The following is an 11,690-nucleotide window of genomic DNA, read 5'->3' as shown; positions in this document are numbered from 1 at the left end:
AGGAGCGGTTCATGAGCGATGTGTTCGACCCCATTTCCCTTGAGATCTATTGGTCTCGATTGATCTCGATCGCCGACGAGTCCGCGGCTGCCCTGCTGCGCACGGCGTTCTCGACGGTGGTCCGTGAATCCAATGACTTCACCACCGTTCTCATGGATGCGGATTGCAACTGCCTCTCGGAAAACACCGCCGGCATCCCGTCCTTCGTCGGCATGTTGCCGAGCGCGGTCCGCTCGTTCCTTCAGCATATTCCGCGCGAGGAATGGCGGCCCGGCGACTGCATCATCACCAATGATCCGGAAATCGGCTCGGGGCACCTGCCGGACATCACGATGGCCGCGCCGATCTTCTACAAGGATCGCCTGGTCGGCTTCTCAGGTTCGATCGCGCACCTGCCTGACATCGGCGGCGCCGGCTGGGCAGGGGACTGCCGCGAGCTGGTCGAGGAAGGACTTCGCCTCATGCCGGTGAAGTTCATCAGCGAGGGGCGCGAAAACACCTATGTGACCCAGCTTATCCGTCACAATGTCCGCGCTCCCGACCAGGTCATCGGCGACATCTACGCCCAGGTCTCCGCCCAGCGGGTCTGCGCCGCCGGCGTCCGGCAGTTTCTGGAAGACACCGGCATGGACGATCTCGTCCTGCTGTCCGCCGAACTTCGCGCCCGCGCGGAAGCCGCCATGCGCAAGGCGATCGAGGCGCTGCCTGACGGCTCCTGGACATCGAGCGTGCGCGCCGACGGCTTCGACGCCGACGAGACCTTCATCAACTGCCGGCTGACCATTCGCGGTTCGGATCTCGAGATCGATTTCGAAGGAACCTCGCCGCAGATCAATCGCGGCATCAACTCGGTGCTCAAATACACGACGGCATACGCCACCTATCCCATCAAATGCGCCCTCGACCCGGAAAGCCCCCGCAACGAAGGTTCGTTCCAGCCGGTTTCGGTGAAGGCGCCGGTCGGTTCCATCCTCAATCCGATCTTCCCGGCACCTGTCGCCGCGCGCCAGCTGACGGGGCACCTTCTTACCGGCGCGATCTATGGATGCCTGGCGCAGGTCGTTCCCGAGCTGGTCGTCGCGGAATCCGGCAGCGCCCCGACGCTGCGCACCGTCTTCGGTGGCCGCACGCGGGATGGCCAGGCCTTCAACCAGGTTCTGTTCGCCTCGGGTGGTCTCGGCGCCAGCAGCAGGATGGATGGCTACGGCTGCACGGCTTTCCCCTCGAACACCGGCGCCGGCAGTATCGAGGTGCTGGAAAGCGTCTCGCCCTTGCTCGTGCGCCACAAGGAGCTGGCGCAGGATTCCGGCGGCGCGGGCAGGTTCCGGGGCGGCCTGGGCCAGGACGTCGTGCTGGAGATCCAGTCCGACAGCCCGGTCAATATCTCGCTCCTTTCGGACCGCCACAAATACCCGCCGCAAGGTCTGCTCGGCGGCCGACCCGGCTCGAAATCGATCGTGGCCCTGTCGGACGGGACGCGCCTGCACCCCAAGTCGCGCAGCGTCCTGCAGCCGGGCGAAACCCTGCACATTCATTTCCCGGGCGGCGGTGGCTTCGGCCCGCCGGCCGACAGAGACCCCGCCGCGATCAAGCGGGACATCGAATTTGGATACGTGTCGCAGGATGCGGCCGAGAAGCTCTATGGGGTGCGAAATGACCGCTAATCTCCGTGTCAGGATCGGTGTCGACGTCGGCGGGACATTTACCGATCTCGTTCTCGTCGATGACCGTCGTGGTGTGATCTACACCGGAAAGCAGCTCACCACGCACCAGGACCCCTCGCAGGCGATCTGCGAAGGCATCGCGCGGATCGTTCGGGAATCGGGGCTCACGATCGATCAGGTCGACGGCATCGTCCACGGCACGACGCTGGTGACGAACACCCTGATCGAACGGAACGGATCGCGCGTCGGTCTTGTGACCACGAAGGGGTTCCGCGATGTCCTGGAGGTCGGCCACGAGATGCGCTACGACCTCTACGACCTCTTCATGGAAAAGCCGGAGCCGCTCGTCCCTCGGCCGCTTCGCCTGACCGTGACCGAACGCATGTCGGCAAAGGGCGAGGTTCTCGAACCCCTTGACGAAGAGGAGGTCCTGGCGGTGGCGAGGCAGCTGGTCGAGGCCGGGGTCGATGCGATCGCCGTCAGCTTCCTCAATGCCTTCGCCAACCCCTCGCATGAAACGCGGGCCGCGGAACTGATCGCCGGGGCCTATCCGGACATCCCCGTCACGACGTCCGTCGGCGTCGCCCCGGAAATCCGGGAATACGAGCGGACCTGCACGGCCGCTGCCAATGCTTATGTGCTCCCGCAGATGCGCCGCTACATCAAGGTCCTGCGCCAGAAGCTTCAGGACCTCGGCTTCCGCGGAACGTTGAGCGTGATGCTTTCCAACGGCGGCACGGCCGCGCTCGGCGTTGCCGAGGATGCGCCGATCCAGATGATCGAGTCCGGTCCCGCCGCCGGCGCGATATCGGGCGCCCACTACGCCGGCCTCAGCGACACCGATCATGCGGTCGCCTTCGACATGGGCGGCACGACAGCGAAGATGTGTCTGATCGAGAAGGGCCAGCCCGAACATTCGCAGACCTTCGAAGCCGGCCGCGTTCGCCGTTTCCGACAGGGCTCCGGCATCCCGCTGAAGGTCCCGGTCATCGATCTCATCGAGATCGGCGCCGGCGGCGGCTCGATCGCGCGGCTCGACCGTATGGGCCTCCTGAAGGTCGGCCCGGACAGCGCGAGTTCCGAGCCCGGGCCGGTCTGCTACCGCAAGGGGGGAGAAAACCCGACCGTTACCGATGCGGACCTCATGCTCGGCTATCTCTCGCCCGAATACTTCCTGGGCGGGGAGCTGGAACTCGACACCAGCGCCGTCGAGGCCGCCCTGAAAAGGAAGCTCGCGGACGATGCCGGGCTGGAGACGATCGAAAGCGCTGCCGGCATCCATGCCGTCGTCAACAACAACATGGCGGCCGCCACCCGGCGCTACATCGCCGAGAAGGGGCGCGATCCCCGCAAGTACACGCTGATCGCGACGGGCGGCGCCGGACCGGTCCATGCATACGGGCTCGCCAAGGAACTCAAGATCAGCCGCCTGATCATCCCGTTCGGTGCCGGCGTCAGCTCGGCCCTTGGTTTCCTGCTTGCAGCCCCGGCGGTCAATGACGTGCGCAGCCAGATCGTCCTGCTCGATCAGGCAACGCCGGAGGTCGCGGCGGGTCTCTACGGACAGATGCGGGAAAACGCAGTCGCGCAGCTGACGGCGGCCGGTGCGAACCGGGACGAGGTGACGATGAAGTCGTCCGTCGACATTCGCTATCGGGGGCAGGGCTTCGATATCGAAGTGGAGCTTCCGGCCGATTTCCTCGAAGCGGACTTCCGTGCGGGGCTGACGGCGCGGTTCGAAGAGAAATACGAACTCCTGTTTGGCCGCCACATCACCGATGTGCCGATCGAGATCGTCTCCTGGCGCCTCACGGCGAGCTGCCCGCGCCCGGAAATCAAACTGCGGTTCGAGGGCCGGCAGATCGACCGGCGCGAAGCGCGCAAGGGAACGCGCCGCGTGCATTTCGGCCAGTCCGGCTTCGTCGAGGCGCAGGTCTACAACCGCTACGGCCTGACGGCCGGGACGACCTTCAAGGGGCCGGCGGTGATCGAGGAGCGCGAATCCACCGCCGTTGTCGGCCCCGACGCCACGGTCAGCGTCGATCAGCACCTGAACCTGATCGTCGACATTCAAGATACCAGAGGAGACCTCGTCTAATGGCTAGCACAGTCGAAGTTTTGGCCGACGCCATCAAGGAAAGCGGCACGCCCTTTATCGTCGGCCATCCGGGCGGCGAGACCGTCGAGCTGATGGATGCGGCCAGCCAGCGCGACATGCGCTATATCCTGATGAAGCAGGAGACGGCCGGCGCGATCCTCGCCGCGACATGGGGCGAGATCACCGGCAGTCCGGGCGTCTGCACGTCGACCCGCGGGCCGGGCGCCACGAACATGGTCAATGGGGTCGCCTATGCCTGGCTCGACCGCGCGCCGCTCATCGCCCTCACCGATCAGTATCCGGGCGCGACCCTGGAAACCGGCCAGCGCCAGGTGATCAATCATCGGGCGATCTACGATCCGATCACCAAATGGAGCACGACGCTCTATGCGAAGAGCGCGCAGCAACAGATCCGCCGTGCTCTGAGGACCGCCACCGCTCCGACGCCGGGGCCTGTTCATATCGACGTTCCGGCGGGGGAAACGACCGCCGAAGCCCCGGAGATGAAGTTCCCGCCGGATCTGCGGCAAAACACGCTGTCGACGATCCCGGTCGAGGAAACGCTGACGCCGGCGCTCGATATGATCCGCCGGGCGAAGCGGCCGATCCTTCTTGCGGGTCTCGGCGTGCTGTGGGACCGGGCATCGGCCGAGTTCGTCGGCTTCGCCGAGGCACTTGGTGCACCGGTTCTGACGACGTCGAAGTGCAAGGGCGTCATTCCCGAGGACCATCCGCTCCGGGCCGGCTGCATCATCGGCGGCCTGATCGAGCGCGATCTCGTCAGCCAGGCGGATCTCATCATCACCGTCGGCCTTGACGCCGTGGAGCTTCAGCCGAAGGCGTGGCCCTATGGCACGCCGCTCCTGAGCCTTGCGAACACCCCGACGCTCGATGCGCTCGTCCCCGCGACGCTCGAAATCCTCGGTGAGATCAATGGTCTCCTCAAGGGGCTGCGCGCCGGCATCGGCGGCCAGGGGGAATGGGGCGAGAAGGCCGCCGCCACATTCCGCACCGCGGTCATCGACGCCCTGAACGTGCCGACCAAGGGGCTTTCGCCTCACCGCGCGATGGAAGTCGCGCGCGCAGCGCTTCCGCGCGACACGATCGCGACGTGCGATGCCGGTGCAAGCCGACTGCTCGTCGTGCAGAAGTGGGAATCCTACGGTCCCCGCGAGTTCCTGACGTCGAACGGCCTCGGTACGATGGGCTACGCGATCCCGGGCGCGCTTGCCGCGCGCCTTGCCCATCCGGGCCGCCCTGTCATCGCTTTCGCCGGCGACGGCGGTTTCCTCATGGCTGTCGGCGATCTGCACACGGCGGTGAAGGAAAAGCTTCCGATCATCGTCATGGTCTTCGACGACCGCGAGATCGCACTGATCCGCATCAAGCAGGAACTCAAGAAGATCAAGCGGTTCGGCATCGAACTGGGCGGTCTGGACTGGGTCAGTCTCGCGCAGGGCTTTGGTGCCGATGGTGTCGTCGTCGAGACGGAAGGCCAGCTGACCGACGCCCTTCAGGCAGCGGTGAAGTCCGGCAATACGACCGTCATCGCCGTTCGCATCGATGGCTCGTGCTACGTGGATCAGTTCAACGCTCTGCGTGAGCTTTAAGGGGCATCGAAATGCGTATGAAGGGAAAACGTGTTGTCGTCACGGGAGGCGCGCGTTCGATCGGACGCGCCTGCGCCGAACGCTTCGCCGAGGAAGGCGCGGATGTCGCCATCCTCGATGTTCTTGCCGACCGGGGCGGGACAACCGCGGCGGAGATCGCCAGGCAATACGGCGTCGATTGCCGTTTCTATGAATGCGACGTCGGCACGAAATCGTCGGTGGACAGCACCATCGACCGGGTCATCGGGGACTTGGGCGCCATCGACATCCTTTTTTCCAATGCCGGCATCACGCGCCGTGCCGACTTCCTCGAGCTCACCGAGGAAGACTGGGACGATGTCATCCGGATCAATCTGAAGTCGATGTATCTGGTTGGCCAGAAGGTCGCCAGGCATATGGTCGAGCGCGGCGGAGGAGGGGCGATCGTCAATATGTCGTCCTCCTCGGTCAGGATGACCATGCCGACGATTGCACCCTATGCCGCGTCGAAAGGGGGCATTTCGGCGCTCACGACGGCCATGTCGCTGTCGCTGGCTCCGCACGGCATCCGTGTGAACGCCGTCGGTCCGGGCACGATCTACACCGAGCTCAACAAGGACAATCTCCTCAAGGATGTGGAGAAGCGCCGGGAAGTCCTGTCGCGCATCCCGCTGATGCGATTTGGCGAGGGGCGCGACGTCGCCAATGTCGTGCTGTTCCTGGCCAGTGACGATGCCGGCTACATCACCGGCGAGACCCTCTACATCGACGGCGGCCGGTCCGGTCTCAACTACACCCTTCCCGTCGAAGAGAAATAGGAACCATCCGCCATGTCCGACTACTCAAATCTTCTGGTCTATCTCGACGGAGAATTCGTCGCGTGGAACGACGCCAGGATCCACGTTTTCACTCCGGCGGTCAAATACGGCGCCGCCGTGTTCGAGGGCATTCGTGGATATTGGAATGCCGACACGGAAAAGATGTATCTCTTCCGGCTCGAAGAGCATATGCGACGCCTGGAGCTCAGCCAGCGGATCATGCGCTTCGGCCGGATCGTCCCGGCTGAAACCATGATGGAGGCGACTGTCGATCTCATTCGCAGGAATGCGTTCCGTGCGGCGGTCCACATTCGCCCGACGGTCTATGTCGCCGGCGCCGGCGAGAGCAATGCGCAGACCCCGATCGGCACGTTCATAACGGCAATCGCGCGCGATACGCCCAAGAAGGTGGAACGTGGCGTGCGCGCTCAAATCTCGTCCTGGCAGCGCATCTCGGATAACGTCATGCCGGCGCGCGCCAAGGCGAACGGCAATTATAACAATTCCCGTTATGCCGGCCTGCAGGCCGCCAAGGACGGCTACGATGCGGCGATTTTCCTCAACAGCCGTGGCAAGCTGTCGGAAGGTCAGGCAATGTGCCTCTTCCTCGTTCGCAACGGTGTTGCGGTGACGCCCTCGGCAACGAGCGACATCCTCGAGAGCATTACCCGTGACACCGTCATTCGCCTGCTTCGCGAGAAAGGTATCGAGGTGCAGGAACGGGACGTCGATCGCAGTGAATTCTTCGATGCGAGCGAGGCGTTTTTCTGCGGGACCGGGGCCGAGATCACGCCGATCATCGATGTCGACGGCGACGCTATCGGCGCCGGCACGCCCGGCGAGCTGACCAGGGCACTGCAGGCCACGTATTTCGATCTCGCGTTCGGTCGCACGAACCCGGATCACGCGTGGCTGACGGCGGTATGACAGGCGGTATGGACGAGGAGGGCGCGATGGATACACGGATCTTGTCGACAATCGATGCGGTTCTCGCCGCGATCGGCAGGGAAATCGGCGTAAGCGAATGGCTGCTGATCGAGCAGTCACGCGTCGACGCCTTCGCGGCTGTCGTCGGAGATTTTCAATGGATCCATTGCGACCCCGCACGGGCCGCGAAGGAGAGTGCGTTCGGCGGTACGATCGCCCATGGCGCCCTCACATTGTCGCTGGTCTCGACCCTGCGCGAAGACCTGCGCGGAATGCGGATCGAGCTGAACGCGAAGATGGGCGTGCTCTACGGCTACAACAAGGTGCGTTTCGTCTCGCCCGTCCCCGTGGGATCGAGGATCCGCCTGCGGCAGACCCTGGCCGATGCAAAACTGGTCAAGCCGGGGGTTTTCGAAATGCAGTTCAAGGAGACCGTCGAGGTCGAGGGCAAGGAGCGCCCGGCGCTCATCGTCGAGGCCATCAACCGCAAGTTCCTGGACTGAGAAGGCCGGAACGCCTCGTGACCTGCTTCGACCTATCGAAGCAGGTTTCTCGTCATCTGCTCGCTTGTGGCGTCGTTTCTGAGTTTGTAGCCGGTTTGCGAGGACCGAACCGCGAACTCGCACTGATGCGCGTGATCGAGCGTTGCCTCACGAGCCGCTTCGGCATCGCCCTTCTTGATCGCATCGACGATACGCTGGTGTTCTTCCGCGACTTTCAGCGGCCGTTCGCCCACGCCCTGATAGTCCAGGCGGACGATCACCTGCCGGATCATCGTGCTGAGGAAGATCAGCATCTGGTTCTTGGTGGCGCGCGCCAACAACACATGGAAGCGGTTTGCCTGGGTTTGGCAAAGCACGCGGTCCGTGGTGTTGGCGAGCATGATATCGATCGACTCCTGGAGGGCGTCGATGTCTTCCTTCGTGTGCCGCTGTGTCGCCAACTCGGCTATGATCGGCTCGATGTGTTCGAGCGTCTCGTGGACCTGATCGATCGAGGTGTTCTGCAGCCGCATGAGCGTTGTGATCGCCGGCACGAACTTCAGCGGATCAGGCTCGCAGATCTCCGCGCCGCCGTTTCGTCCGGAGACGAGGCGGATGAGGCCTTCCGCTTCCAGCGTTCGCAAGGCCTCGCGGATGACCGCGCGGCTGAAGCCGAACTGCTCGATCAGATCCTTCTCCTGCGGCAGGCGGTCGCCGACGCGCAGCTTGCCGGCATCGACCGCCTCTCGAATCTGAGAGACGATCACCTGAGATGCTTTTCCGGGATTGGCTGAATCAAACATCTTCCTGGTCGCCGCCTGCGATGTGTCTTGCTGAGTATCCACCAGACTAAGGCCTCGCGCTGTTTCTCGATATCTGTCTATCGGGGTTACTATTCTACTCATACCCAATCCGTCTTTGCATGTCTATCATACGCCCTCAGGGCGTTTGATCTGTCGGCCGCGGCGCTCCTTGCGTCGGATCGTTCCATGGCGCGACTTCACGCAGGGCCAAGGGTTTGACGGGCATTCGTGCCGTGTCGGGCGCCGGGATGCTGTCGGCGGCAGCGCAATGCCGGCGGACGAGTTGCGCGACGGCAAAGCCGCACATCCGCCCCTGGCATCTTCCCATACCGGCACGCGTGCATTGCTTCACCGCTCGCTGGGCCCCGTCCCACATCTCGGCATGGTAGTCGATTTCCCCGCGAGGGACGGACTCGCATCGGCAGACGATCGTGTCCGGCTTCGTGAGATCGAAGATCTTCGGCTTCAGCGCGAAGGACTTCAGCATGTGGTGAGCGAACTGCCGGCCGGCCGACCTGGTTCGCGACGCTGCCTCCCGCTTTTGGACCGCTCCTGGAGCAAGCCTGTGGCCCAGGTGCTCGAGAACGCTTGCGGCGGCAAGGATGCCCTCGGCCTTCGCCACGCGGTGCCCGCCAATTCCGGCGATTTCACCGGCAAGATAAACGCCGTCACGCGAGGTTTGGAGCTGACCGTCGGCTTTGACGAAGTGCGCCTGCTGAACCGGATCCCAGCGCAGCTCGCATCCCAGAAGCCGGGCTATCTGAACATTCGGCACGAAGCTGAAACTGGTCAGCAACGTATCGGCGGGTATCGTTCGGCGCGTTCCGGGAATTTCGCTGTGCGCAGCGTCGAATTCGGCGACCACGACCGCACGCAGAGCGACATCGCCAACAGCTTCCACGACGCTGGTTCCCATGGAGACGTGAAGGCCCAGTCGCCGCATCCTGGCCAGGTACCCGAGCGCTTCCCGATAGATATGAAAATGCCTGTAGGGCTGCTTGACACGGAGCGGCCAGAAGCGATCCCGCGACAGTTCGCAGATTGCCGCCAGTTCGGCGCCTGCAGCCGCCAGCTGGGTCGACACGGGATACAGAAAGGGGCCTGTGCCGGCAATCACGACCTGTTTTCCGGGAAGAATCCCCTGGGCTTTCAAGAGGGTCTGGGCGGCCCCGGCCGTCATGACACCGGGCAGAGTCCATCCGGGAAACGGGATAACCCGTTCATGGGCGCCGGTGGCCAGAATGATCGCTCCCGCCGATATGCGCCCCGAATGTCCGCCCTGCGTGTAAAGGATGGTCTTGCTGTCCTCGACGCCCCAAACGAGGGTGTCGGTGGAGATGGTTGCGTGATCGGCCTTGACCTTGCCAATCAGGTCGCGACCCGCCTCCTGCGAGGGGCCGACGATCGTTTCGGGCAGGGAGCCGGCCAGCCTGCTCTGACGGTAGTACTGGCCGCCGGGACGCGCATTCTCGTCGAGAACGACGACGTTCACACCCGCATCGCTGAGGAGCGCGGCAGCCGAAAGGCCGGCCGGACCGGCACCGATGACCAGGACGTCCGTGCTGGCTGGAGGGCGTTGCTGCGTCGTCATTCCGCACGATCCTTCGACAAGGCGGGAACCTCGATCTTCATGCCCGGCGCAACAGCCGTCATGCACGCTCGCTGGGACCGCTGGCCGTCCACGTCGACAAGACAGTCGTAGCAGACGCCCATCCCGCAGAACTGGCCGCGTTCGCGGCCCGTTTCGCGGGTTTTCCTGAAAACGTTCATGCCCGCGGCGAGGAGGACACCGGCCACCGTCTCGCCGGGATATGCGCGAACCGGCATTCCGTTCACGGAAATGTCGAACGGTTGTCCGCGCTTTACGGGGGCGACGCGTAGATCAATCATTTTGACCTCACATTCATAAAACTAGTATACTATATATCCTGCCATGAAGGGTAAGTCCAGTGAACGGAACAAACATTCGAGGCGGCAGGAACCCGGTCTCCATCGATGGCAGCCGACTGAGGAGGTTCCATTGCGAAACTGCATTATTGGGTGTACTGGTATCATATAATCGTGCTGAGGGAGGTGAAACCGTCATGGTGCATTTGGCGTTTCTGGATGCCGTGGATCCGAGGATTCGGGAAGAGATCGGCAGGCTTCTTCCCTTCGGCTGGCAGGTATCGTGCACCCCTTCCAACGATGGACGCGACCGGCAGGTGGCTGCCGCAGGTGCTGACGTGGCGATGATAATCGGAACGGGGATCGATGCTGCGCTCCTGGAGGCAGCGCCGAATCTGAAGTTTGTCCAGAAGCTCGGTGCGGGTGTCGACAATGTGGACCCCCAGGCGTGCCAGCGGCACAATGTAGGGCTCGCGCGTCTTCAGGCCGGGAATGCGGGGCAGGTCGCCGAGCATACCGTCCTGTTGATGCTGGCGGCACTCCGCCGGTTACCCTATTTCGATCGTCGGACACGGGCCGGACAGTGGTTGCGGGCGGAAGGTCGGGCGACTCAGCGGCAATTAGCCGGCAAGACGGTCGGGATCGTCGGTCTCGGCGCGATAGGGCGCGAGGTTGCGCGCCGTCTTGCCGGTTTTGACGTCGATGTCGTCTATTACGATATCAGACGGCCGGACGAGGATACCGAGGCAAGACTGGCGATCCGCTTTTGCGAATACGAGGAGCTGCTCACCTGCTGCGACGTGGTCAGCCTGCATGTCCCGCTCACGGCGCAGACCCGGAACATGCTCGATGAAAGACGCATCAGGATGCTGAAGCCGGGCGCCACGATCGTCAATTGCGCCCGAGGGGGCTTGATAGACGAAGCGGCATTGGCACTCGCACTCGATCGCAAGGGGATCTTCGCGGCGGGTCTCGATACGTTCGACGTCGAACCTCTGCACGAATCGCCGCTGTTTACGCGCGACGATGTTGTGGTGACGCCCCATCTGGCGGGCGCGACACTGGAGAATTTCGTGAAGATCTATGAACGCGGCCTGGCGAATATCGAGCTGTTTCTGTCCGGACGCCCGCTCCCCGACGGCGAACTCTGCATCCGGCTGGGCGAGGGATGGTCAAACTAGAGCATTTCCAGCCGGAGCGGGATCGCTTCGGCGTCGGATAATGCGGTAAAAACAAGAACCTAGAGCATTTCCGGTGAACCGGAGTTCACCGGAAATGCTCTAGGCGGTCTTCCGCTTGCCGTGCGAGGGGAGACTTCCGATCCGGCATGGCCGGCGTTCGTTCCCGGTGCCGCCTGGCGGAAAAATCAGGGCGCCTCGATCGTGCTTTCGCCGGTCGAGGCGCCCATTCCGCTGGATGGTC

General features: G+C 63.5%; 10 protein-coding genes. 7 read left to right on the top strand and 3 right to left on the bottom strand.

The window, feature by feature from the left end; genetic code table 11:
• The first annotated feature begins 11 nt into the window (after window positions 1-11).
• The 6 genes from AABF56_RS24945 to AABF56_RS24920 are packed head-to-tail and all read left to right on the top strand — an operon-like array spanning window position 12 to window position 7,599.
• On the top strand, window positions 12-1,664 hold the full coding sequence (locus tag AABF56_RS24945; protein WP_272807741.1) for a hydantoinase B/oxoprolinase family protein: 1,653 nt from the start codon (window positions 12-14) through the stop codon (window positions 1,662-1,664).
• Window positions 1,654-3,762 (top strand): hydantoinase/oxoprolinase family protein, encoded by a 2,109-nt coding sequence (locus tag AABF56_RS24940; RefSeq protein WP_272807742.1) that lies wholly within the window; start codon window positions 1,654-1,656, stop codon window positions 3,760-3,762. The genes AABF56_RS24945 and AABF56_RS24940 overlap by 11 nt, the downstream gene beginning before the upstream one ends.
• Window positions 3,762-5,372: a thiamine pyrophosphate-binding protein gene (locus AABF56_RS24935; RefSeq protein ID WP_272807743.1), complete on the top strand. Its 1,611-nt coding sequence runs from the start codon at window positions 3,762-3,764 to the stop codon at window positions 5,370-5,372. The genes AABF56_RS24940 and AABF56_RS24935 overlap by 1 nt, the downstream gene beginning before the upstream one ends.
• Window positions 5,373-5,383: 11 nt before the next feature.
• Complete coding sequence (locus AABF56_RS24930) at window positions 5,384-6,169, top strand: SDR family NAD(P)-dependent oxidoreductase (RefSeq protein WP_244766384.1); 786 nt, start codon at window positions 5,384-5,386, stop codon at window positions 6,167-6,169.
• A 12-nt stretch (window positions 6,170-6,181) separates the two neighbouring features.
• Complete coding sequence (locus tag AABF56_RS24925; protein WP_272807744.1) at window positions 6,182-7,096, top strand: branched-chain amino acid transaminase; 915 nt, start codon at window positions 6,182-6,184, stop codon at window positions 7,094-7,096.
• Window positions 7,078-7,599, top strand: coding sequence for a MaoC family dehydratase (locus tag AABF56_RS24920; RefSeq protein ID WP_272807745.1), 522 nt, complete (start codon window positions 7,078-7,080; stop codon window positions 7,597-7,599). The genes AABF56_RS24925 and AABF56_RS24920 overlap by 19 nt, the downstream gene beginning before the upstream one ends.
• Window positions 7,600-7,631: 32 nt before the next feature.
• Here the strand turns inward: AABF56_RS24920 and AABF56_RS24915 are convergent, their stop codons facing one another.
• The 3 genes from AABF56_RS24915 to AABF56_RS24905 all read right to left on the bottom strand — a co-directional run bounded on the left by AABF56_RS24915 (window position 7,632) and on the right by AABF56_RS24905 (window position 10,208).
• Window positions 7,632-8,381: a FadR/GntR family transcriptional regulator gene (locus AABF56_RS24915; protein ID WP_272807746.1), complete on the bottom strand. Its 750-nt coding sequence runs from the start codon at window positions 8,379-8,381 to the stop codon at window positions 7,632-7,634.
• Between the two features lie 136 nt (window positions 8,382-8,517).
• On the bottom strand, window positions 8,518-9,972 hold the full coding sequence (locus AABF56_RS24910) for an NAD(P)/FAD-dependent oxidoreductase (RefSeq protein WP_272807747.1): 1,455 nt from the start codon (window positions 9,970-9,972) through the stop codon (window positions 8,518-8,520).
• Window positions 9,969-10,208 (bottom strand): (2Fe-2S)-binding protein, encoded by a 240-nt coding sequence (locus AABF56_RS24905; RefSeq protein WP_338341918.1) that lies wholly within the window; start codon window positions 10,206-10,208, stop codon window positions 9,969-9,971. The genes AABF56_RS24910 and AABF56_RS24905 overlap by 4 nt, the downstream gene beginning before the upstream one ends.
• Window positions 10,209-10,465: 257 nt before the next feature.
• Here AABF56_RS24905 and AABF56_RS24900 point away from each other — a divergent pair, with 257 nt between their 5' ends.
• The gene (locus AABF56_RS24900) at window positions 10,466-11,449 is read left to right on the top strand and encodes an NAD(P)-dependent oxidoreductase (protein WP_272807749.1); all 984 of its coding nucleotides are present in this window, start codon (window positions 10,466-10,468) and stop codon (window positions 11,447-11,449) included.
• The last annotated feature ends 241 nt before the right edge of the window (window positions 11,450-11,690 follow it).

It is taken from the genome of Shinella sp. WSC3-e, from assembly GCF_945994535.1.
Taxonomy (GTDB): domain Bacteria; phylum Pseudomonadota; class Alphaproteobacteria; order Rhizobiales; family Rhizobiaceae; genus Shinella; species Shinella yambaruensis.
The sequence above is the reverse complement of the archived record's forward strand: the minus strand, read 5'-3'. Positions and strand labels throughout refer to the sequence as shown.

Coding starts and splice junctions, on each gene's coding strand:
- AABF56_RS24915 (WP_272807746.1), bottom strand. CDS start 8,381: ATGTTTGATTCAGCCAATCCCGGAAAAGCATCTCAGGTGATCGTCTCT.
- AABF56_RS24930 (WP_244766384.1), top strand. CDS start 5,384: ATGCGTATGAAGGGAAAACGTGTTGTCGTCACGGGAGGCGCGCGTTCG.
- AABF56_RS24910 (WP_272807747.1), bottom strand. CDS start 9,972: ATGACGACGCAGCAACGCCCTCCAGCCAGCACGGACGTCCTGGTCATC.
- AABF56_RS24945 (WP_272807741.1), top strand. CDS start 12: ATGAGCGATGTGTTCGACCCCATTTCCCTTGAGATCTATTGGTCTCGA.
- AABF56_RS24900 (WP_272807749.1), top strand. CDS start 10,466: ATGGTGCATTTGGCGTTTCTGGATGCCGTGGATCCGAGGATTCGGGAA.
- AABF56_RS24905 (WP_338341918.1), bottom strand. CDS start 10,208: ATGCCGGTTCGCGCATATCCCGGCGAGACGGTGGCCGGTGTCCTCCTC.
- AABF56_RS24940 (WP_272807742.1), top strand. CDS start 1,654: ATGACCGCTAATCTCCGTGTCAGGATCGGTGTCGACGTCGGCGGGACA.
- AABF56_RS24935 (WP_272807743.1), top strand. CDS start 3,762: ATGGCTAGCACAGTCGAAGTTTTGGCCGACGCCATCAAGGAAAGCGGC.
- AABF56_RS24925 (WP_272807744.1), top strand. CDS start 6,182: ATGTCCGACTACTCAAATCTTCTGGTCTATCTCGACGGAGAATTCGTC.